Origin of the sequence: Hamadaea tsunoensis DSM 44101 (assembly GCF_000428945.1) — a bacterium.
GTDB lineage: Bacteria > Actinomycetota > Actinomycetes > Mycobacteriales > Micromonosporaceae > Hamadaea > Hamadaea tsunoensis.
This window is the reverse complement of record NZ_AUAX01000055.1, coordinates 1-20,921: the sequence shown is the minus strand read 5'-3', so window position 1 is coordinate 20,921 and position 20,921 is coordinate 1. Positions and strand designations below refer to the sequence as shown.

At 70.5% G+C, this 20,921-nt stretch carries 22 protein-coding genes, 1 tRNA gene and 1 rRNA gene; 13 read left to right on the top strand and 11 right to left on the bottom strand.

The genetic code is table 11. The features are described 5' to 3' along the window. A 16S ribosomal RNA gene (locus G401_RS0138620) occupies nt 1–227 on the bottom strand; the annotation flags it as partial. A 359-nt stretch (nt 228–586) separates the two neighbouring features. After that, nucleotides 587–1,441 carry a DMT family transporter gene (locus G401_RS0138615; protein ID WP_027346698.1) on the bottom strand — a complete coding sequence of 285 codons (855 nt, stop codon included), beginning with the start codon at nt 1,439–1,441 and terminating at the stop codon, nt 587–589. Between the two features lie 26 nt (nt 1,442–1,467). On the opposite strand from G401_RS0138615, the gene G401_RS0138610 reads away from it, so the two are divergent. Further along, on the top strand, nt 1,468–2,100 hold the full coding sequence (locus tag G401_RS0138610) for a helix-turn-helix domain-containing protein (protein WP_245602065.1): 633 nt from the start codon (nt 1,468–1,470) through the stop codon (nt 2,098–2,100). Between the two features lie 13 nt (nt 2,101–2,113). Here the strand turns inward: G401_RS0138610 and G401_RS0138605 are convergent, their stop codons facing one another. The 6 genes from G401_RS0138605 to G401_RS56505 all read right to left on the bottom strand — a co-directional run bounded on the left by G401_RS0138605 (nt 2,114) and on the right by G401_RS56505 (nt 8,573). After that, nucleotides 2,114–3,334, bottom strand: a complete 1,221-nt coding sequence (locus tag G401_RS0138605) for an MFS transporter (protein ID WP_245602064.1) — start codon at nt 3,332–3,334, stop codon at nt 2,114–2,116. Nucleotides 3,335–3,650: 316 nt separating this feature from the next. Beyond that, a complete protein-coding gene (clpX, locus tag G401_RS0138600) occupies nt 3,651–4,946 on the bottom strand; it encodes an ATP-dependent Clp protease ATP-binding subunit ClpX (RefSeq protein WP_027346695.1) in 1,296 nt (431 codons plus the stop codon). A 169-nt stretch (nt 4,947–5,115) separates the two neighbouring features. After that, the gene (locus G401_RS0138595) at nt 5,116–5,754 is read right to left on the bottom strand and encodes an ATP-dependent Clp protease proteolytic subunit (RefSeq protein WP_027346694.1); all 639 of its coding nucleotides are present in this window, start codon (nt 5,752–5,754) and stop codon (nt 5,116–5,118) included. An 11-nt stretch (nt 5,755–5,765) separates the two neighbouring features. Then, entirely contained in the window at nt 5,766–6,380 is a 615-nt protein-coding gene (locus G401_RS0138590) for a ClpP family protease (RefSeq protein ID WP_027346693.1), read from the bottom strand. Nucleotides 6,381–6,591: 211 nt separating this feature from the next. Beyond that, the gene (gene tig / locus G401_RS0138585; RefSeq protein WP_027346692.1) at nt 6,592–7,941 is read right to left on the bottom strand and encodes a trigger factor; all 1,350 of its coding nucleotides are present in this window, start codon (nt 7,939–7,941) and stop codon (nt 6,592–6,594) included. Between the two features lie 383 nt (nt 7,942–8,324). Continuing rightward, entirely contained in the window at nt 8,325–8,573 is a 249-nt protein-coding gene (locus G401_RS56505) for a hypothetical protein (protein ID WP_157546777.1), read from the bottom strand. 170 nt (nt 8,574–8,743) lie between these two features. Here G401_RS56505 and G401_RS0138580 point away from each other — a divergent pair. Together G401_RS0138580 and G401_RS0138575 are read left to right on the top strand one after the other, a co-directional pair. After that, nucleotides 8,744–8,820, top strand: a tRNA-Pro gene (locus G401_RS0138580). Between the two features lie 34 nt (nt 8,821–8,854). Beyond that, nucleotides 8,855–9,322 (top strand): ribose-5-phosphate isomerase, encoded by a 468-nt coding sequence (locus G401_RS0138575; RefSeq protein WP_027346691.1) that lies wholly within the window; start codon nt 8,855–8,857, stop codon nt 9,320–9,322. A gap of 27 nt (nt 9,323–9,349) precedes the next feature. Here the strand turns inward: G401_RS0138575 and G401_RS58100 are convergent, their stop codons facing one another. Continuing rightward, nucleotides 9,350–9,538, bottom strand: coding sequence for a hypothetical protein (locus tag G401_RS58100; protein ID WP_034594447.1), 189 nt, complete (start codon nt 9,536–9,538; stop codon nt 9,350–9,352). A gap of 48 nt (nt 9,539–9,586) precedes the next feature. Between G401_RS58100 and G401_RS58095 the strand changes: the two genes are divergently transcribed. The 8 genes from G401_RS58095 (at nt 9,587) to G401_RS0138530 (ending at nt 16,502) form a co-directional block, all read left to right on the top strand. Further along, complete coding sequence (locus G401_RS58095) at nt 9,587–10,216, top strand: hypothetical protein (protein WP_245602063.1); 630 nt, start codon at nt 9,587–9,589, stop codon at nt 10,214–10,216. A 31-nt stretch (nt 10,217–10,247) separates the two neighbouring features. Next, nucleotides 10,248–10,772: a peptide deformylase gene (gene def / locus G401_RS51330; RefSeq protein WP_034594446.1), complete on the top strand. Its 525-nt coding sequence runs from the start codon at nt 10,248–10,250 to the stop codon at nt 10,770–10,772. Between the two features lie 189 nt (nt 10,773–10,961). After that, nucleotides 10,962–12,236 (top strand): NAD(P)/FAD-dependent oxidoreductase, encoded by a 1,275-nt coding sequence (locus G401_RS0138555; protein ID WP_027346690.1) that lies wholly within the window; start codon nt 10,962–10,964, stop codon nt 12,234–12,236. Further along, nucleotides 12,233–12,973, top strand: coding sequence for a DUF1365 domain-containing protein (locus G401_RS0138550; RefSeq protein WP_211240961.1), 741 nt, complete (start codon nt 12,233–12,235; stop codon nt 12,971–12,973). Before G401_RS0138555 ends, G401_RS0138550 begins: the two co-directional genes overlap by 4 nt. Further along, a complete protein-coding gene (locus G401_RS0138545) occupies nt 12,970–14,238 on the top strand; it encodes an SAM-dependent methyltransferase (RefSeq protein ID WP_027346688.1) in 1,269 nt (422 codons plus the stop codon). The genes G401_RS0138550 and G401_RS0138545 overlap by 4 nt, the downstream gene beginning before the upstream one ends. Beyond that, nucleotides 14,235–15,497 carry an SAM-dependent methyltransferase gene (locus G401_RS0138540; protein WP_027346687.1) on the top strand — a complete coding sequence of 421 codons (1,263 nt, stop codon included), beginning with the start codon at nt 14,235–14,237 and terminating at the stop codon, nt 15,495–15,497. Before G401_RS0138545 ends, G401_RS0138540 begins: the two co-directional genes overlap by 4 nt. Beyond that, entirely contained in the window at nt 15,491–16,261 is a 771-nt protein-coding gene (locus G401_RS0138535) for a DUF1295 domain-containing protein (RefSeq protein ID WP_027346686.1), read from the top strand. The genes G401_RS0138540 and G401_RS0138535 overlap by 7 nt, the downstream gene beginning before the upstream one ends. 58 nt (nt 16,262–16,319) lie before the next feature. Next, complete coding sequence (locus G401_RS0138530) at nt 16,320–16,502, top strand: hypothetical protein (protein WP_027346685.1); 183 nt, start codon at nt 16,320–16,322, stop codon at nt 16,500–16,502. Between the two features lie 12 nt (nt 16,503–16,514). Here G401_RS0138530 and G401_RS0138525 read toward each other — a convergent pair whose 3' ends face one another. Beyond that, the gene (locus G401_RS0138525; RefSeq protein ID WP_027346684.1) at nt 16,515–17,030 is read right to left on the bottom strand and encodes a MarR family winged helix-turn-helix transcriptional regulator; all 516 of its coding nucleotides are present in this window, start codon (nt 17,028–17,030) and stop codon (nt 16,515–16,517) included. 63 nt (nt 17,031–17,093) lie between these two features. Between G401_RS0138525 and G401_RS51325 the strand changes: the two genes are divergently transcribed. Together G401_RS51325 and G401_RS53870 are read left to right on the top strand one after the other, a co-directional pair. After that, the gene (locus G401_RS51325; protein WP_051367891.1) at nt 17,094–19,157 is read left to right on the top strand and encodes an MMPL family transporter; all 2,064 of its coding nucleotides are present in this window, start codon (nt 17,094–17,096) and stop codon (nt 19,155–19,157) included. Nucleotides 19,158–19,182: 25 nt separating this feature from the next. Further along, complete coding sequence (locus G401_RS53870; RefSeq protein ID WP_051367890.1) at nt 19,183–20,505, top strand: esterase/lipase family protein; 1,323 nt, start codon at nt 19,183–19,185, stop codon at nt 20,503–20,505. An 84-nt stretch (nt 20,506–20,589) separates the two neighbouring features. On the opposite strand, the gene G401_RS0138510 is transcribed toward G401_RS53870, so the two are convergent. Beyond that, nucleotides 20,590–20,921, bottom strand: a 332-nt coding sequence (locus tag G401_RS0138510) for an IS30 family transposase (RefSeq protein WP_027345366.1), incomplete at its 5' end; no start/stop codon positions are given.

Below are 20,921 nucleotides of genomic sequence, written 5' to 3'. Positions count from 1 at the left end.
GAGCCCATCCCCAGCCGAAAAACTTTCCACACAGAATCATGCGATCCCAAGTGAATATCCGGTATTAGCCATCGTTTCCGACAGTTATCCCAGAGCCAGGGGCAGGTTACTCACGTGTTACTCACCCGTTCGCCGCTCGAGTACCCCGAAGGGCCTTTCCGCTCGACTTGCATGTGTTAAGCACGCCGCCAGCGTTCGTCCTGAGCCAGGATCAAACTCTCCAAAAAAGAATTCAAAAATCCCGGCAAACCTCCAAAGAGGTATCACCAAAGGAATCATCCACGAGGGATGCAATAACTTGGCACTGGCATTACAAGCACCCTGTTGAGTTCTCAAAGAACAAGCACACACCGTCAACCGCCCGACTTTCGCCGGGTTGGCATCAGGGGCTACTCGTCCAGCTTACCCGATCGGTTTCGCGTTTCCCTTGGGGGGTCCCGCACCGCTCGTTTCGCGGCCGTGCCGCGCTGGCAGAGAGAACATTACGCGACGCTTGACGGCCGGTGCAAATCGGGGGTGGTTGTCCCGCGTCACACTTGCGTTTGGGCAGTTCCAGAGGCTGCGGACGCGAGGACACTGTGGATTCTCATGGCTGTGCGGTGAGTACCAATGCCGCGGCCGCGAGGCCGAGTCCGGCGATCTGTACGGCCCGCATCCGTTCCTTCTGCACGATCAACGCGAGAAGGACCGTGCTGACCGGGTACAGAGCCGCTATCGGGGCCACGACCGCCAACTCGCCGTGCTGGACGGCGAGCAGATAGAGCCCGTTCGCCAAGGTGTCGCCCAGCCCCGCCCCGGCCATCAGGAGCAGCGTGCTGCCGCCGGGCGGCCGCAGTGCGGCCCGGGCGCGCACCGCCAGGAAGATTCCCAGCGGGATGGACGAGGCGCGTACGCCGACCATCGGCCACATCCCCGCACCTTCTCCGGCGAAATGCAGGATCACGAAGAAGGCGCCGAAGCCCGCGCCGGCGAGCAGGGCCAGCCCGATGGTCTTGTGCCGCGGGGTACGCGGACCCGCATCGCCACCGGACTCGCCCGGTGCGAGGCTGACGAGGGCGATGGCGGCCACCGCGCACAGCGCCCCCACGAGAGCACCGGTTCCGGGGCGCTCGCCGACGAGAAGTCCACCCGCGAGTGGGACGAGTGCGGAGGTGACCGCTGTGGTGGGGGCCACGACCGCCATGGAGCCCTGCGCCAGTCCCCGGTACAGCAGCAGAATTCCCAGGACGCCGGCGATCCCCGCCGCCGCCCCGATCAGCACGTCGCTCCAGCGTGGCGTACCGGGGAGGACCACCAGGAGCAATGCGATCATCGGAAGGCCGAGCACCTGGGAGAGCACCGTCACCGACTGCGGTCGCGACCGGGTGGTCGCCTTGCCGCCGCAGAAGTCCGACACCCCCCAGACGAGGGCGCAGGCGGCGGCCAGAGTGATGGCGTACACAGGGCATTCGTAGCACAATATTGACCGTGGAGGACAGTGTGGTGACCGACACAGGCACACACCCGATGGCGGGCACGGCCGACGAACTGAACGCCTCGGTGGCCCTGCACGTCCGCGCGCTGCGTACCGGCCGCGGGTGGTCCCTCGACGAACTGGCCGGCCGGTCCGGCGTCAGCAAGGGCATGCTCGTGCAGATCGAGGGCGCCCGGACCAACCCCAGCATCGGTACGCTCGCCCGCGTCGCCGACGCCTTCGGGGTGACCGTCGCCCGGCTGCTGGAGCCGGCGGCCGACCGGAGCACCCACGTGACCGACTTCGACGAGGCCCCGGTGCTGTGGCGGGGCGGCCGGGGTGGAACCGCCCGGCTGTTACGGGGGCTCGGCGAGGCGGAGCTGTGGGACTGGCGGCTGGCCCCCCACGAGCAGCACACCTCCGACGACCACCAGCCCGGTACGCGCGAAGTCGTCTACGTTCTCGCCGGATCCCTCATGGTGACGGTGGCCGGCGAGGAGTTCACCGTCTACGCGGGACAGACGATCGATCTGGTGGCCGACCGGGCGCACGCGTACGAGAACCCGGGCGACACACCGGCCCGGTTCATGATGCTGGTGACGACGCCGCCCCGGGAGTTCGACCGCCGCGTGGTCCGGCCCCGCTGATTCATACACCGAGTCAGACCCGGTCGACGCCGGTGACCCCGGCGGCCGCCAGTTCCTCCTGGGCCCGGAGGTCCGCCGCGTTGCCCGCCTTGAGCACCGGCGCACACAGCGCTGTCACGAGCACGAGTACCGCGACGAGTGCGAAGGAGACGCTCAGGGACGTGAAGGAGGCGACGCCGCCCACGATGCCCGGTGCCGCCAACCCCGCCCCGTACGCGACCGTCGCCACGGCCGCGATCGCATGTGCCCGTCCGGCGGGCGTTTCCGCCGAGTGCCCCGCGGCCGCGAAGGCCAGCGGCACGACGACGGCGATGCCGAGGCCGACGAGCGCGAAACCGGCGATCGCCGTGACCCGGGCGGCCGTCGGGGCGTCGTTGCCGCCCAGAGCTCCGGACACGGACACGAGCACCGCTCCGACCACACCGACCGCACCGGCGACGCGGACCGTGCCGACCGGCCCCCAGCGGCGTACGACGAGGTCGCCGGTGAGCCGGGAGAGCGTCATGGCCCCGGCGAACGACGCGTACGCGATCGCGCCGACGGCATCCGGGGCGCCCATCTGCCGGACGAGGTACACCGCGCTCCAGTCGGCGGACGCGGCCTCCGCGCAGATCGACGCGAACCCGACCAGCCCGATGACCAGGACCAGCCCCCGCGGGAAGGCGAAGCTCGGAGCCTTCTCGCCTTCCTCGTCGGCCTCGGGTTCGCGTACGGGAAGCTGGTAGGAAGCCCAGACGCCCACGGCGATGAGGACGGCCGCGACGCCGAGATAATGGGCGCGTGCGTCGACGGCCCAGTGGGCCATGAGCCAGCCGAGCCCGCCGGCGGCGAACCCGCCGACGCTCCACATGCCGTGCAGGCTCGACATGACCGAGCGACCGAGCTCGCGCTCGACGGCGATGCCCTCGGCGTTCATGGCCATGTCGGAGGTGCAGGCGAAGACGCCGGACAGGAACATGACCGCGGCGAGCGTGACGAGATTCGGAGCCAGCGAGATCAGCACGAGCGACGCCGCCCACCCGCCGATGAGCAGCGCGGTCGCCCGGCGGCCGCCGAGCGCGTGCACGATCCGCCCGGCGAACGGCATGGTCAGAATGCCGCCGATGGCGGGCATGACCAGCGCGAAGCCCAGCCGCCCCACCGACCCGCCCACGCCGACATGCTCGGCGATCCACGGCATGCGAGCCGCGACGCTGCCGCTGACGGCGCCGTGCACGGCGAAAATGGTGGCCACAGCCCAACGCGGAGCAATCACGGCAAGATCTCTTTCGGCAGGGGTCCCCCGACGCTACACCACAGGTTCCCCACTCGGAGAGCGCTCTCCGCACCAAGATCTAAACCAAGGATCGAAGCCGGACCCACCCAACCCGACGACGGCGGTCTTGGCCCCGCACTCGGCCCGCGACGTCCGGCAGTGCAAGATCAACAAATACGAAGTAATTGTTGATCTCTGTGCTGACGGACGTTGCACTATGGGGCCGAGTGCCCGGCACCGCCCGAAGGGCGGGCCCAGCAGCAACCTTCCAGGCCGACCCGCGCGGTTCGGACCACTACGCGGAGCGCTCTTCCCCGCGGTGGCGCGCCCGGCGCCCCACGAAGTCACGGGGCACGATGGTCGGGTAGACCTTCTCCAGCACCGTCGCCCGCGTGATCTGGACCTTCTCCGCGTTGGGGTCGCTGGGTACCTCGTACATGACCGAGAGCAGGACCTCTTCGAGGATCGCGCGCAGGCCTCGGGCGCCCGTTCCGCGCAGCATCGCCTGGTCCGCGATGGCCTCCAGGGCCGCCGGCTCGAACTCCAGGGCGACGTTGTCCAGTTCGAAGAGCCGCTGGTACTGCTTCACGAGCGCGTTGCGCGGCTCGGAGAGGATCCGCACGAGCGCGGTCCGGTCGAGGCTGCGGACGTTGGTGAGCACGGGCAGGCGGCCGATGAACTCCGGGATCATGCCGAACTTCAGCAGGTCCTCGGGCATCACGCCGGCGAGCACGTCGTCGGTCTTGCGCTCGGAGACGGCCCGCAGGTGCGAGCCGAAGCCCAGGCCGCTGCGGCCGGTACGCGTCTCGATGATGTCCTCGACGCCGGCGAACGCGCCACCGCAGATGAACAGGATGTTGGTCGTGTCGATCGACACGAACTCCTGGTTCGGGTGCTTGCGACCGCCCTGCGGGGGCACGTTGGCGACGGTGCCCTCGAGGATCTTCAGCAGCGCCTGCTGTACGCCTTCCCCGGAGACGTCCCGGGTGATCGACGGGCTGTCCGACTTGCGGGAGATCTTGTCGATCTCGTCGATGTAGACGATGCCGGTCTCGGCCCGCTTGATGTCCCAGTCGGCCGCCTGGATCAGTTTGAGCAGGATGTTCTCGACGTCCTCGCCGACGTAGCCGGCCTCCGTCAACGCGGTCGCGTCGGCGATCGCGAAGGGGACGTTGAGCATCCGGGCGAGCGTCTGCGCCAGGTGCGTCTTGCCGCTGCCGGTCGGGCCGATCATGAGGATGTTCGACTTGGCCAGCTCGACCTGCTCACCGTCGCGGTGCGGCGGCCCGCCGGTGTCGGCCTGGATGCGCTTGTAGTGGTTGTAGACCGCCACCGACAGCGTCTTCTTGGCCTGCTCCTGGCCGATCACATACTGGTCGAGGAACTGGCAGATCTCGACCGGCTTGGGCAGCTCCTCGAAGCGGACCTGGTCCTCGCCGGCCAGCTCCTCCTCGATGATCTCGTTGCAGAGATCTATGCATTCGTCGCAGATGTAGACGCCCGGTCCCGCGATGAGCTTCTTCACCTGGCGCTGCGACTTGCCGCAGAACGAGCACTTCAGCAGGTCGCCGCCGTCGCCGATTCGTGCCACCTACGACTCTCCCTCGCCCGTCCGACCCCGTGCCGCCCGTCGCACCCGGGTCACACCCGTTGCGAGGAACGATGTCACTGCCGCCTCGACGTTACCCGTTGGCGACCGGATTCACCGACTCAGGGAGCGCTCGCGCGTGTCGCCACGCCGAACGCTCCCTGAGAAGAGACTACTTGACCGCGGCCAGGCCCGTCTTCTTGCGGTTTGCCAGCACATTGTCCACCAGACCGTACTCCTTGGCCTCATCGGCCGTCAGGATCTTGTCACGGTCGATGTCGCGCTTCACCTGGTCGACCGCCCGTCCGGAGTGGCGGGACAGCAGTTCCTCCAGGTTGCTGCGCATGCGCATGATCTCGCGAGCCTGGATCTCGATGTCCGAGCCCTGACCGTAGCCGCCCTCGGTGGCCGGCTGGTGAATGATGATCCGCGAATTCGTGAGCGCCAGCCGCTTGCCGGGCGTACCGGCCGCGAGCAGGACCGCCGCCGCGCTCGCCGCCTGACCCAGACAGACCGTCTGAATGTCCGGGCGGATGTACTGCATGGTGTCGTAGATCGCCGTCATGGCCGTGAACGAGCCACCGGGCGAGTTGATGTACATGGTGATGTCACGGTCGGGGTCGGCCGCCTCCAGCACCAGCAGCTGCGCCATGATGTCGTTCGCCGAGGCGTCGTCCACCTGTACGCCGAGGAAGATGATCCGGTCCTCGAACAGCTTGTTGTACGGGTTGGACTCCTTGACGCCGTAGGACGTCTTCTCCACGAAGGACGGCAGCACGTACCGGTTGGTCACCGGAGCGAAGTCGGACATGTTCTTCCCCCTCAGTTTCCGACCGGGACCGGCGAGACACCGGTGATGACGTGGTCGATGAAGCCGTACTCCTGCGCCGCTTCCGCGGTGAACCAGCGGTCACGGTCGGAGTCGGCCTCCACCTGCTCCGACGACTGTCCGGTGTGCTGCGCGATCAGGTCGATCAGCAGCCGCTTCGTGTGGATCATCTGCTCGGCCTGGATGGCGATGTCGGCCGCGGTACCGCCGATGCCGCCGGAGGCCTGGTGCATCATGATGCGCGCGTGCTTCAGGGCGTACCGTTTGCCGGACGCGCCCGCGCACAGCAGCATCTGGCCCATGCTGGCGGCCATGCCGAGCGCGATGGTGGAGACGTCGTTCGTGACGAACTGCATGGTGTCGTAGATCGCCATGCCGTCGTAGACCGAGCCGCCGGGCGAGTTGATGTAGAGCGTGATGTCGCGCTCCGGGTCCTCGGCGCTCAGCAGCAGCAGCTGCGCGCAGATCCGGTTCGCCACCTGGGTGTTGACCTCACTTCCCAGGAAGATGATCCGCTCCTTCAGCAACCGGTTGTACACGGAGTCGTCGAGACCTCCGGCGAGTTGCTCTGATCCCCGCAACTGCGGTGGGAGGTGAAGCTCGCTCATGCCAACCCTTCTGTTCAGTAGGCACTCAGTAAGCACAGTGTCTTACGCCGACCCTAACCCGCTGCCGAGGGGTTACCTTCCCCGTAAGGCCCGCTGTTCGCTGGCGGCGTACGCGCCCGGCGGTATGTCGGCTTGATCAACGCATGAGGGCGGCGCCGGGTGTGCCCCGGTTCGCCGCCCTCATGCCTCGTGTCATCGCGATCTCATCGCATCACGCGTGCAGGTGACCCTCGTGACCCGGCTCGGTGCTGCGCAGCTCGTCCAGGCTGAGCACGCTGCCGTCGGTGTCCTTCATGATCACGTTCTCGAGGATGACGGTGAGGGCCTTGCCGCGGCGTACGTCGCCGTAGACCGAGCCGGCCAGGCCCGCCTGGACCAGCCGGTCGTAGTACGCCTGCGGAGCCATGCCGGCCCGCTGGGCACGGTGGACGATCTCCTGGCCGAACTCGTCGTCGGTCACCTGGATCTCGTTCTTGTCCGCGAGCGCGTCCAGCACGAGCTGGATCTTGACGCCCTCGGTGGCCGCCTCGGCCAGCTCGGTGTCGACCTGCTCCTCGGTCTTCTCCTCGGCCTCGAGGTACTCGGCCAGGGAGGCGCCGACCCGCTCCAGCTCCTCGGACATCGACTGCTTGCGCTGGTTGACCTCGTCGCGGACGACGCCCTCGGGCGCGGGCACGGCGGCGACCTTCACGATCTCGGTCAGCGCCTTGTCGCGCGCCGCGTACAGCTGCTCGACCTTCTTGACCCGGGTCAGCCGCTCGCGCAGGTTGCCGCGCAGCTCCTCCAGGGTGTCGAACTCGCTGGCCAGGCCGGCGAACTCGTCGTCCAGCTCGGGCAGCTCCTTCTCCTTGACCGTACGCACGACGACCTTGACGTCCGCGTCCTTGCCGGCGTGGTCGCCGCCGACGAGCTGGGTCGTGAAGGTGGTCTCGTCGCCGGCGGACAGGCCGACCAGGGTCTCGTCCAGGCCGGGCAGCAGCTGGCCGGAGCCGACCTCGTGCGAGATGTTGCTCGCCTGGCCGCCCTCGACCTCTTCCTCGTCGACCGTCGCGGAGAGGTCGATCTGGACGAAGTCGCCGTTCTGCGCGGCGCGCTCGACGGTCTTGAGCGTGGCGAACCGCTGGCGCAGCGCGTCGACCTGGGACTCGATCTCGCTGTCGTCGATCGCGATCGGGTCGACCTCCACCGCGATGGTGGTCAGGTCGGGCAGCTCGACCTCGGGACGCACGTCGACCTCGGCCGTGAACTTCAGCGGCTGGCCGTCGGCGAACTCCTGGATGTCGACCTCGGGCCGGCCGAGCAGCTTGACGTCGTGCTCCTGGACCGCCGCGAAGATCTGCTGCGGGATGGCCTCGTCGACCGCCTCCTGCAGGACCGCGCCCCGGCCGACCCGCTGGTCGATGACCTGCGTGGGGACCTTGCCCTTGCGGAAGCCGGGGATGACGACCTGAGCGCCGATCTCCCGGTACGCCTTGTTCAGGTTGGGCGCGAGCTCGTCGAACGGCACCTCGATGGCGAGCCGCACGCGAGTCGGGCTCAGAGTCTCGACGGTGCTCTTCACAGACGTACTCCTTGAAACTTGGAAGCGGACGTGGAAGTCATAGGTTGGCCGGGCCCACGAAGAGCCCGGTCGAGTGTAGGCGAAAGACCAGCCCCGCGCCCGCATCGGGCCGGGCGTTCCCGGCAGATGTCACACCGGGTGTCGTCCGGGGCACCCCGCTGACCGGGCAAAACGCCCACCCCGGGCAGCCGGCCGCGCACACGGTAAGCCCGGTGGAACCCTGTCCGGCTGCTACGGACTGAGCCCCACCGGGGATCGAGAACGAGATACACGGGCCCGCCGGAACGGGCCCACGTACATCGTGGTATTCGCAATCTTCGACGGTATGGCCTGCGGCCGCACTTCCGCCGCCTGTCACACAGGCGACAGCACCCGCCCGTGCACTACGGACGGGTACGCCGGACCAGGTCGCCTGGTTGCGCCGGGCGATATCCCGGAGGTGCCACGTGGCGGCCCGGATAGGGGCTGGCCACGGGACGACGACGGACGACGGTGGCCGGCCTGAGCGTGGGCACCGCCGCGCGTACTCCGAGAATGAGGCCGAACGCGACGAGGGCGACCAGGAACGGGACGTACCACGCGCCGTCGATGGTCTCGGCGACGGTGGCTAGCCACGAAGAGTTACTGGTCACTAACACATGGTGAACCCGGTGGACGGGGCATGCGCAGCATTCGCGAAAAAAGTCCGCAATAGCGGGCCCGTCCCACCTCGACCCCGCCGCCACACCGACCGCACCCCGACGCTCGCGGCGGCGGACCCTTATGCTTGCGGGGCGCGGCCGGGCGGCACATCGGCGCGCATCGGGGTGTGGCGCAGTTTGGTAGCGCGTCCGCTTTGGGAGCGGAAGGCCGTCGGTTCAAATCCGGCCACCCCGACCAGCACCGCCCGCGCGCGGCTGGAAGACTGGCGAGCATGCGCGTCTACCTGGGTTCCGACCACGCCGGCTACGAGCTGAAGACCCACCTCGTCAGCCACCTGGCCAGCCTCGGTTACGAGGTCGTCGACATCGGCCCGGCCGTCTTCGACCCCGACGACGACTACCCGGCGTTCTGCCTCGCCACCGGCGCGGCCGTCGTCCGCGACCCGGGCAGCCTCGGCGTGGTCGTCGGCGGCTCGGGCAACGGCGAGCAGATCGCGGCCAACAAGATCGACGGCGTACGCGCCGCGCTGGCCTGGAACGTCGACACGGCCCGGCTCTGCCGCGAGCACAACGACGCGAACGTGGTCGGCATCGGCGCCCGGCAGCACACGCTCGACGAGGCGACCACGCTCGTCGAGACGTTCCTGGCCACACCGTTCTCGCGGAACGCCCGCCACCAGCGGCGCATCGACCAGGTCAGCGCGTACGAGAAGACGCGGGAGCTGCCGCCGCTGCCCTGAGGTCCCCGCTCAGCGGCCGGGGCGGGCTCAGCGGCGGGGCAACTCGTCGCGGGGCACCCAGCCGCGCCGGACGATCTGCAGCGACTCCTCGGCCCGCGCGAGATCTTCCTCGGTCGGCCGGGCCGCGTCCCGTGCCCGCATCGCGGCCGTCACGCTGACCTGGGACGAGCCCGCTCCCACGAGGCTGCGCAGGCCCCGTTCGACGTCGGATTCCATACTCGGCGACCCTACGCGGTGAAGGCTGTCGCAGGGAAGAACTACGCTGTGGGCGTCGATGACCGCGTACTGGGGAGGACGCAGATCGTGAGCGAGAAGCAGCCGCCGCGCCTGGACAAGACGATGGACATGTCGGCCGAGCAGCCGACGCTGGCCATGCAGCAGCGCGGGCAGGCGCCGGCCGATCCCTCCTTCGCCGCGGGCAAGGCCTCGGTCGACCGCGCCGCCGCGGGGGGCTACTCCGAACCGACCCTCACCTTCGAGGAGCAGACCGCGGGCTACGGCGGTCCCGGCATCGTCACGCGCGGCCCGCTCAAGCAGCCGTCGGTCCCGCTGCGCCAACGCGTACGCATGCTGCGGCGGGGCGGCAAGTGGAGCGCGATCGGCGCCGGCATCCTGGTCGGGTGCTGGGGCCTGTTCGCCCTCTCGGCCAGCAACGGCGACCAGGTCAGCGCCTTCGTGGCCCTGCTGGTCATCCTCGTGATCGGCGCGTTCTTCTTCGGCCTGTGCCGCCTCATCGGGCTGGTCGTGCTGGAGCGGACGATGAACCGCGTCCGCCGGTCCGCCTGGGTGTCGCACGCGGTCATCGGGCTGTTCTGGGCGGCCTGCGGCGTGAGCTACCTGTCGCGGATCACCTGGATCATCGACGCGTGGAACTGGATCCGAGGCGTCGGCTGACCCGCCCGGCGGCTCGCGGCATACTGGCAACGTGACGACCGCTCGACCTATCACCCATTACGGCGAGACCGTCCTGCACCGGCCGACCGCGCCGGTCACACGGTTCGACGCCGAGCTCGCGGACCTCGTCGAGGTCATGTTCGCCAGCATGTACGCCGCCCAGGGCTGCGGACTCGCGGCCAACCAGATCGGCGTGGACCGGCAGGTGTTCGTCTACGACTGCACGGACGCGGACGGCAAGGCGTACAAGGGCCATGTCGTGAACCCGGAGCTGCACCTGCCGGAAGGCGCCGACCGGGGGCTGGTCGAGGAGGACGAGGGCTGCCTGTCGGTGCCCGGACAGACCGCTCCGATGGCGCGGCCGGGCTGGGCGTCGGTGACCGGTGTGGACAAGGACGGCCGGCCGGTGACGGTCGAGGGCACCGGGCAGCTGGCGCGATGCCTCCAGCACGAATGGGATCACCTGCAGGGGCGCGTGTACGTCGACCGGCTGCCGGCCAAGCGGCGCAAGCAGGTGCTGACCGCGGCGAACCTCCCCACCGCCCGCCCCTCCTGACCCGCCGCGCCCCCTGCCCCCACCCGCCGCTCCCCCGCCCCACCCGCCGCGGCGATCTTGCGCGAATGTCCCGCTTTCTGCCTGGAATGCCCGGATAGCCCGAACATTCGCGCAAGATCGCCGGAAATTCAAGATCGCCGGCGATCGGGGCGGGGCCATCCGGGAGGGGGACGGCTCCGAATACGGGGTGTGGCAGATGAGAACCGTCAGAAACGCGTCGCCGTCGTCGGCGCCGGCATCTCCGGGCTGACCGCGGCGTACATCCTGCGCAACGGCGCCGACGTGACCCTCTACGAGGCCGACGACCGGCTGGGCGGCCACGCCCACACCCATGACGTGGCGGCCGGCGACACCACCCTCGCCGTCGACTCCGGCTTCATCGTGCACAACGACCGCACCTATCCCCTCCTCCGGCGGCTCTTCCGCGAGCTCGGCGTGGCCACCCAGGCGACGGAGATGAGCATGTCCGTCTCCTGTCGTGGCTGCGGCCTGGAGTACGCGGGAGCCCGGCGGCTGCGCGGCTTGTTCGCGCGCCCCGCGAACGCCGCCGATCCCCGGTTCCTGCGACTGCTGGCGCAGGTCCCGGCCTTCCACCGGGCGGCGCGGGCGCTGCTGGCGACCGAGCCGGCCGAGCGGGAGCCGACGCTCGGCGAGTTCCTGCGGCGGCACCGGTTCAGCGACTACTTCGTCCGGCATTTCGTGGTGCCGCTCGTCTCGGCCGTCTGGTCGTGCGGGCCGCATCTGGTCGAGGCGTACCCGGCGCGGTATCTGTTCACCTTCCTCGACCATCACGGGATGCTGTCGGTGCAGGGTTCGCCGGTGTGGCGTACGGTGACCGGCGGTTCTCGGTCCTATGTGGACCTGGTTGCGAAGCGGCTGGCCGACGTGCGTACGCTCAGCACGGTCCGCTCGATCCGCCGGCACCACGACGCCGTCGAGGTACGCGACGCGGACGGCACGGCCGCCGAGTTCGACTCCGTCGTCGTGGCCACGCACGCCGACCAGGCGCTCGCCCTGCTGGCCGATCCGACGCCGGCCGAGCGGTCGGTCCTGGGCGCGTTCGCGTACTCGGCGAACGAGACGCTGCTGCACACCGACGCCCGCGTCCTGCCCCGGCACCGGGCGGCCGTGGCGAGCTGGAACTACCTGCTGCCCGCCTGCGCTCCCGAGCCCGGCGCGGTACGCGTCAGCTACCACATGAACACGCTCCAGAACCTGGAGTCGGACACGGATTTCGTGGTGACCCTCGGCAGCTCGCAGGAGATCGCGCCGGAACGGGTACTGGCTCGCATGGCCTACCGGCACCCGGTCTACACGACCGACACGATTCGGGCGCAGCGCCGCCTGTCCCAGCTCAACACCGACCGGATCGCGTACGCCGGCGCGTACCACGGCTGGGGTTTTCACGAGGACGGCTGCCGGGCCGGGGTCGCGGCGGCCGCGGCGCTGGGGGTGACCTGGTGAACGGCACGGTGACCGGCGCGGTGAACGGCGCGCTCTACGAGGCGGTGGTACGCCATGAGCGCAGCCGCCCCCTGCGCTACGGCTTCGGGCACCGGACGTATTTCTGGCTGATCGACCCGGACGATCCGCCGCGGCTGCCGTGGGCGCTGCGGCCGCTGGCCCGGTTCCGCGCGCGCGACCACGTCGGCGATCCGGGCCGCAGCCTGCGGGCGAACCTCGACGCGGTCCTCGCCGAGGCGGGCGTGGATCTCGGCGGCGGCCGGGTGAGCATGCTGACCCAGGCCCGGGTGCTCGGCTACGTCTTCAATCCCATCACCGTCTACTGGTGCCACGACGCCGCCGGCGAGCTGGTACGCGTCGTCGCCGAGGTGCACAACACCTACGGCGGCCGGCACACCTACGTACTCCGGCCGGACGAGGACGGCGATCCGCGCCGGATGATCACCCGCAAGGAGTTCTACGTTTCCCCGTTCTTCGATGTCAGCGGCGACTATCGGATGCGCCTGCCCGAGCCCGGCGAGCGTCTCCACCTGGTGATCCACCTGGTCCGGCCGGACGGGAAGGCGTTCAGCGCGTCCCTGACCGGCAGGCGGCGCCCGGCGACCACGGCGAACCTGCTGCGGCTGTCGGTACGCCATCCGCTCGGTCCGCTCGTGAACACCATCCGCATCCGTTGGCATGGCGTACGCCTGTATCTGCGCGGGCTGCCCGTGATTCCGCGAAAGGCCGCACCATGACCGGGCTCCTCGAAGCGACCGTCGTCGACTCCCACCGCTGGCCGGACGTCGCGGCCGTCCCGAACGCGCCGCTCAAGGCGCGGGCCGTCCGCCTGCTCCTGCGCCGGCTCACCCGGCGGCTGCCGATCTCCGTCGTCTATCCCGGTGCGGAAGCCGGTCGCGACGAGGGAAGGCCGGTGCTGCGCGTACTGCGGCCGGACGCGTTCCACCACCGGATCGCGGTCGGCGGGCTGATCGGGTTCGGGGAGGCGTACCAGGCCGGCGACTGGACCGCCGACGACCTGCCGGGGCTGCTGACCGTCCTCGCCACCGACATGGCCGGGCTCGTGCCGGGCTGGCTGCAGCGGCTGCGCCGCTTCCACGGTGCCGAGGCCCCGTCGGCCGAGCTGGGCACGGTCGGCAACGCCCGGCGCAACATCGAGCGGCACTACGACCTGTCCAACGAGCTGTTCGCGCTGTTCCTCGACGAGACGATGACGTACTCGGCGGCGCTGTTCGACCGGGCCTTCCCCGCTTTCCGGGCCGCGGGCGGCGCGCCCGGCACGCCGCAGTGGAGTGATCTCGCCCCCGCGCAGCACCGGAAGATCGACCGTCTGCTGGACCAGATCCGCGTCCGCCCCGGCACCCGGCTGCTGGAGATCGGCACCGGCTGGGGCGAGCTCGCGATCCGCGCCGCCCGCCGCGGCGCGACCGTCCACAGTGTCACGCTCTCCGCCGAGCAGCTGCGGCTGGCCCGCGAGCGCGCCGGCGCCGCCGGGGTCGGCGACCGCGTCACCGTCCAGCTCTGCGACTACCGCGACATCCCCGGCACCGCCCGCTTCGACGCCGTGGCCAGCGTCGAGATGGTCGAGGCCGTCGGGGAGCGCTTCTGGCCCGCGTACTTCGGCACGCTGCGGCGGCTGGTCGTGCCGGGCGGCCGGATCGGCCTGCAGGCCATCACCATGCCGCACGAGCGCTACCTGGCCACCCGCAACACCTACACGTGGATGCAGAAGTACATCTTCCCCGGCGGGCTGCTCCCCTCGCCCCACATCATCGAGTACGCGCCGGGGCTGCGCACGGTCGACCGGCTCAGCTTCGGCCGGGACTACGCCGAGACGCTGCGGCTGTGGCGGCAGCGGTTCACCGCCCGGGCCGCCGAGGTCGCGGCGCTCGGCTTCGACGAGGTGTTCCGGCGTACGTGGGAGTTCTACCTCGCGTACTGCCAGGCCGGGTTCGCCGCCGGATACATAGACGTTCACCAGTACACCCTGGAGGCAGCATGAGCACGATCGCGGAGGAACTCGTCGCGCTCGTCGAGGAGGCGACCGGCGCGCCGCTGCCGATCGGCCTCATCGCGTGGGACGGCAGCGAGGCCGGCGCCGCCACCCGGCCCACGCTGGTCATCGCCGATCGCACCGCCGTACGCCGGCTCCTGTGGTATCCGCCGGAACTGGCGCTCGCCCAGGCGTACATCCTGGGGGAGGTGGACGTGCTGGGCGATCTCGGCGAGGGGCTGAGCCGGGTGTGGCAGGCGTTCCGGGGCCGGCGGCCGAAGCCGAACTACGTGCGGGCGCTGCGGTTCGCCGCCAAGCACCGCCTGATCGGCCCGAAGCCGAAGGCGCCGGCGTTGCAGGCCGCCCTGTCCGGCGACCGGCACAGCCGCGCCCGCGACAGAGCCGCCATCAGCTACCACTACGACCTGTCGAACGAGTTCTACGAGCTGCTGCTGGATCCGCGGATGGCGTACTCGTGCGGCTATTGGACCCGGACCGGCGACCCGCTGTACGGGCTCGCGGAGGCCCAGGCCGACAAGCTCGATCTGATCTGCGGCAAGCTCGGCCTGCACCCGGGCGCACGGCTGCTCGACGTCGGCTGCGGGTGGGGTTCGCTGAGCCTGCACGCGGCGCGGGAGTACGGCGCGCACGTGACGGCGGTGACCCTGTCCGCGCAGCAGTACGCGTTCGTCCGCGAGCGGGCCGACGAACACGGCCTCGACGTGGACGTACGCCTGCTCGACTACCGGGATCTCGACGCGGAGCCGTTCGACGCGGTGGCCACGGTCGAGATGGGCGAGCACGTCGGCGAGCACACGTATCCGGCGTTCGCCGGGCGGCTGCACGAGTTGGTGAAGCCGGGCGGCCGGGTGCTCGTCCAGCAGATGTCGCGGGGCGGGACGGCACCGGGCGGCGGGGCGTTCATCGAGTCCTACATCGCGCCCGACATGCACATGCGCCCGGTCGGCGACACGGTCTCCCTGCTCGAACGGGCCGGCCTGGAGGTACGCGACGTCCACGCGCTGCGCGAGCACTACGTGCTGACGGCCCGGGCCTGGCTGTCCGCACTGGAGGAACGCTGGACCGAGGTGGTGGCCATGATCGGCGAACCGACCGCCCGGGTCTGGCGGCTCTACCTCGTGGGCGGCGCGCTCGCGTTCGCCGAGCGGCGGATGGGCGTCGACCAGATCCTCGCCGTACGCCCGACCGGCCTCGGCGAGACCGGCCTGCCCCTGGTCCGCGACGCGCGCTGGAGCACGGCATGCTGACGAACCTCTGGGTCACGGCGCTCGTCGCGCTCGGTGTCGTCTCGGTGACCTTCGTGATCGGGACCGTCCGGCACCGCGACCGCTACATCGACGTCGCCTGGGGACTCGGGTTCGCCGGGATCGCGGTCGCCACGGGCCTGCTGGCCGACGGGGACGCGGTCCGGCGCGTACTGGTCACGGGGCTGACGGTCGTGTGGGGCGTGCGGTTGGCGGCGCACATCGCGTACCGGGGGCGGGGGCACGGCGAGGATCCCCGATACGCCAAGCTGCTCGCCGGCAAGCCCCGCCTGTACGCGTTCGGCATGGTGTACCTGCTCCAGGCGGCGATCATGTGGTTCGTGTCGCTGCCGGTGCAGGTCGCCCAGTACGACCGGAGCGCACCGGACTGGTGGCTGCTGCCCGGCGTCGCGCTGTGGGCCGTCGGCTTCTACTTCGAGGCCGTCGGCGACCGCCAGCTCGTACGCTTCACCCGGGATCCGGCCAACAAGGGCAAGGTACTGGACACCGGCCTCTGGCGCTACACGAGGCATCCCAACTACTTCGGCGACGCCACGGTGTGGTGGGGCCTCTACCTGCTCGCCTGCGGCACCTGGGCGGGCGCGGCGACGATCCTCTCCCCGATCGTCATGACCTACTTCCTCGCCGGGAAGACCGGCAAGCCGCTCCTGGAGCAGGGCATGGCCGAACGCCGCCCCGGGTACGCCGATTACGTCGCCCGGACGAGTGGCTTCGTGCCGCGCAGGCCGCGCAAGCGGGAGAGATGACGGTATCGGCCCTGGTGACGGGGTTAACCTGAAGATGGAGAGTTGGGAGGTGTCCCCCATGAGCACACCGAGCTACGGGCAGTTCGTGGCGGCCCACCGGCGGGAGCTGACGGCCACCCATGTCAACGGCGAGCGCGTCGCGGTGCCCGACCCGGACTGGATCGACATCATGATCCGTTCGGGCGTGGACGCGGTGCTCGCACCGTTCCGCTGGGTCGGCCGGATGCGCACCGGACACTAGGAATACGCCGGACTACTGCTTGCGGGTCGCCGTCCGCGCGTCGGTGACCGCCGCGGTCATCGCGCGGACGACCTCGGCCGCCGTCTGCAGGTCGGCCGTGGAGCGCTCCGCGACCTTGGCCGCCATCCGCACGCCGAGCGGCTGGAAGAACGCGACCGCCATGGCCATCGCCGTGTCCTCCATCGTGACGGTGACGCGGCGGCGGTCGGCGGGGTCGCGCTTGCGGCGTACGTGGCCGGCGTTCTCCAGCCGGTCGATCAACGAGGTCGCCGCCGACGCGCCCAGGCCCAGCTTGGCCGCGAGTTCCCCGGCCGTGATCGGCTCGCCGGCCGACGCGCTGCGCGCGGTCCACATGATCGCGTTCAGATCGCTGCGGCCCAGGCCGTGCGCGCGGGCGAACACGTCCACGAAGACGTCCGCCTCGACGGAGAACAGCTGCAGCGCCTCCCGCAGCTCCAGGAGGGCGGCGGCCCGCTCCTCCGAGTGCGGTTCCGTGCCCTGGTGGGCTTCCTCGATTTGCTCCGGCACGGCGCTCATCGTATCATTTCGACGATCAAACTTTTCGGTCGTCGAAATATATGAGGAGCGGACATGCCGGTCGCCCGCGGAGTCACCAGCCGGTTCGGATCGATACTCGTCCTTCTGTTCGCCCTCGGGATCGCGGCCCTCGCCGTCCTCACATCCCCCGGCCAGCCCGCCGCGCAACCCGGCGACGGCCTGCCCGCGGGCAAGCAGTCGACCCGCGTCGCCCAGCTGCTCGGCTCCTTCCCCAGCGGTACGCGGGGAACCGCGCTCGTGGTGTTCGAGCGTACCGACGGGCCGCTGACGCAGGCCGACCACGCCGCCATCGACGCGTTGCGGACCGGGCTGCACATCGCGATCCCGGCTCAGACCGCGCCGGACGGGCAGGCCGCGCTCGTGACCGTGACGCTGCCGGAGGGCGCCGGCGACACGGCCGTCGAGGAACTGCGTACGACCGTCCACGAAGGACTGCCCGCCGGGTTGACCGGTCAGGTCACCGGCGGACCGGCCTTCGCCCGGGACATCGCGGCCGCCTTCGACGGAGCCGACTTCACGCTGCTCGCCGCGACCGCCGCCGTCGTCGCGCTGCTGCTGCTCGTCACGTACCGCAGTCCCGTGCTCTGGCTGATCCCGCTGCTCGTCATCGGGGTCGCCGACCAGGTCGTCGCCAAGCTGCTGCCGTGGATCGCGCACCTGACCGGCGAGCGTACGGACGCGTCGATCAGCGGGATCGTGTCCGTCCTCGTGTTCGGCGCCGGCACCGACTACGCGCTGCTGCTGATCTCGCGCTACCGGGAGGAGCTGCGGCGTACGCCGGACCGGCGCGAAGCCCTCGCGAAGGCCGTCCGGGCCGCGGGTCCCGCCGTGCTGGCCAGCGCCGCCACCGTGATCCTGGCCGTGCTGACCCTGCTCGCCGCCGACCTGGTCAGCAATCGGACCCTGGGATTGTCGGCCGCCCTCGGCGTCGCCGTGGCGCTCCTGTTCGGCCTCGTCGTGCTGCCGGCGGCGCTGGCCTGCGTACCCCGCGCGGTGTTCTGGCCCTTCACCCCCCACCCCGGTACGCGTGACCGCCACGGTCTCTGGGGCCGCATCGCGGCGCTGGTCGGGCGCCGGCCCGGTGCCGTCCTGATCGCCGGCACGCTGCTGCTGCTCGCCGTCACCACCGGACTCGGCCAGGCGAAGATCGGCCTGAAGCAGACCGAGGTGTTCCGCACGAAGGTCGAGTCCGTGACCGCCTCGGAGGCCCTGGCCCGGCATTTCTCCGCCGGGGCGGCCCAGCCGCTGGTCGTCGTGGTGCCCGCCGCGTCCGCGCCGTCCGATGCGGCCGCCCTGTCGTCCGTCGAGGGCGTCGACCAGGTCGGGCGCCCCGAGCTGTCCACCGACGGGAGCCTCGCCCAGGTACGCGTACAGGTGAAGGGCGAAGCAGGCAGCGCGGAGGCCGACGCGACGGTGAAGCGCGTGCGGGACCGGCTTCCCGGCGCGCTCGTGGGCGGGGCGCCGGCCGAGGACCTGGACCAGCGGGACACCGCCCTGCGCGACGCGCGGGTGGTGGGGCCGCTCGTGCTCGCGGTGGTGCTGGTGGTGCTGATCCTGCTGCTGCGCGCGCTGGTCGCGCCGGTCCTGCTGCTGCTCACGGTGATCCTGAGCTACGCCGCGAGCCTCGGCGCCGCGACCTACGTGTTCCGGCTCGTGGGCATCCCGGCGCTCGACACCGCGGTCCCGCTGCTGTCGTTCCTGTTCCTGGTCGCACTCGGCGTGGACTACAACATCTTCCTGGTCACCCGGGCGCGGGAGGAGACTCTCTCCCGGGGCGGGACCCCGGCGGGCATGGCCCGCGCGCTGACCGCCACCGGCGGCGTCATCACCTCCGCCGGCATCCTGCTCGCCGCGGTCTTCACCGTGCTCGGCGTGCTTCCCGTCATCGCCCTCACGCAGATCGGCATCATCGTCGGCATCGGGGTCCTGCTCGACACCCTTCTCGTACGCACAGCCCTGGTCCCGGCCATCGGCACGCTCCTCGGCGACCGGTTCTGGTGGCCGGGCGGCATGCGCTCTTCCGGTGGCGGTTCCGTCCGCGACATCGAAGGTTCACGGGTTCCGGCCGAGGTTGTCCGATCATCCGATCGGCCGTGACCGCGGCGGCGGGGACGATGACCGTGTGGCGCACGACCTGGTGGTGGTGGTCCCCGGGTTCCTGGGCAGCGTCCTCGAACGGCGCGGGCGCGAGATCTGGAACACGACGATGGCGGCGGCCTGGACCTCCGTCACGTCCACGACCGACCTGCTGAACTCGTTGCGGCTGCCCGAGGGCCTGGGCGACGAGCCGGCCGACGGCGCGTACGCGGCCGACGCGACGCGGCTGGTCACCGGCTGGCACGTCCTGCCCGGACTGTGGGCGGGGGCGGGATACCACCGGCTGCTCGCCCGGCTGCAACGGCTCGACCGGCCCGAACGCGTCCTCACGTTCCCGTACGACTGGCGGCTGTCGGTCCCCTACAACGCCCGCGAACTGGGCCGCCGCATCGAGTTGACGCTCGAACGCTGGCGGTCGCAGCCCGGCGAGCAGGACGCCCGGGTCGTCTTCATCGGACACTCGATGGGCGGCCTGATCGCCGCCGCGTACGTGGCCGCCTACGGGGGTGCCGAGGTCACCCGGCGGATCATCACGGTCGGCACCCCGTTCGCCGGCGCGGTCAGGACCGTCAAGGCGTACGCGGGCGGCCTCACCCCCGCCGCCGAACGGCTGGACACGGCCCTGACCCGGCTGACGCGTACGCTGCCGGCGGTCGCGAACCTCCTGCCGTCCTACCGCTTCGCGACACACTCCGGCGTCCCGGCCGACCTGCGCGAGGTGACCCTGCCCGGCGTTCCGCGTACCGCCGCCGAGGCCGCGTTCGCCGTACCCGACCTGCTGCTCAAAGGCGACCTCACCGACGCCGTCCATCTCGGCGGGCGCCGCCAGCCGACCGAACTGTCCGCGGAGGTGGCGGGGGACGGGATCGCGTACCGGCGGCGGCTGGCGGACGGCACCGACTTCCCCGCCCACGGCGACGGCATCGTGCCCGCGTTCGCCTGCCTGCCCGCGCACCCGGCCGTCGGCACGCGCACGATGCACTTCGCCGTACGCCACGCCACCCTCCAGAACGACGACCACGTCCTCGAACACACCGTCGACGCCGTCGACGGCAGCGGAGTGGACCTGCCGTCGGGGCCGGAACTGACGGCGTACCTGCCGGAGGTGATCCGCGCCGGCGAACCCGCCCGCGTCTGGATCAGCAGCGACAACGCCACGCTGCCGTTGACCTTGCGGATCACCCATGTGGACGGCCGGGTTCTGGAACCGGCACTGCCGTTGCGGCCGCTCGGCGACGGCAACCAGGGGGCGATCCTGCGCCTGCCCGCGGGGGCGTGGGAGGTGCGGGCGACGACCGTCACCGGGCCGCCCGCGACGGTCGCCGACATCGTCATAGCCATCAGCTGACGATCTCCATTCGCCTTCCCTTCGTCGCGGCGCCCCGAGCACCCCGACGATCTTGCGCGAATGTCTCGAATTTCGTCGGTGGTTTCAACCGGTGGGTGCAAGTAGGAGTTGGTTGAGGCGTTCGGTGGGGGTGTCCCAGTCGAGGGTTTGGCGTGGTCGCCGGTTGAGTTGGTCGGCGATCACGTCGAGGCCGGCTTGGTCGATGGTGCGGAAGTCGAAGCGGCCGCGGGGGAAGTAGTCGCGTAGTAGGCCGTTGGTGTTTTCGTTGGTGCCGCGTTGCCAGGGTGAGTGCGGGTCGCAGATGTAGACCCGGCAGTCGGTGGCGAGTTGGATGTGGTGGTGTTCGGCCATTTCGACGCCTTGGTCCCAGGTCACTGTTTTGGTCAGGTGTTCGGGCAGGCGGCGGAACAGGTCGC

Excerpts from the sequence above, each read along its gene's own strand:
- G401_RS0138595 (WP_027346694.1), bottom strand. The coding sequence starts at position 5,754 with ATGTCCGACTTCGCTCCGGTGACCAACCGGTACGTGCTGCCGTCCTTC.
- G401_RS0138590 (WP_027346693.1), bottom strand. The coding sequence starts at position 6,380 with ATGAGCGAGCTTCACCTCCCACCGCAGTTGCGGGGATCAGAGCAACTC.
- G401_RS0138575 (WP_027346691.1), top strand. The coding sequence starts at position 8,855 with ATGCGCGTCTACCTGGGTTCCGACCACGCCGGCTACGAGCTGAAGACC.
- G401_RS58100 (WP_034594447.1), bottom strand. The coding sequence starts at position 9,538 with ATGGAATCCGACGTCGAACGGGGCCTGCGCAGCCTCGTGGGAGCGGGC.
- G401_RS0138545 (WP_027346688.1), top strand. The coding sequence starts at position 12,970 with ATGACCGGGCTCCTCGAAGCGACCGTCGTCGACTCCCACCGCTGGCCG.
- G401_RS0138540 (WP_027346687.1), top strand. The coding sequence starts at position 14,235 with ATGAGCACGATCGCGGAGGAACTCGTCGCGCTCGTCGAGGAGGCGACC.
- G401_RS0138535 (WP_027346686.1), top strand. The coding sequence starts at position 15,491 with ATGCTGACGAACCTCTGGGTCACGGCGCTCGTCGCGCTCGGTGTCGTC.
- G401_RS0138530 (WP_027346685.1), top strand. The coding sequence starts at position 16,320 with ATGAGCACACCGAGCTACGGGCAGTTCGTGGCGGCCCACCGGCGGGAG.
- G401_RS51325 (WP_051367891.1), top strand. The coding sequence starts at position 17,094 with ATGCCGGTCGCCCGCGGAGTCACCAGCCGGTTCGGATCGATACTCGTC.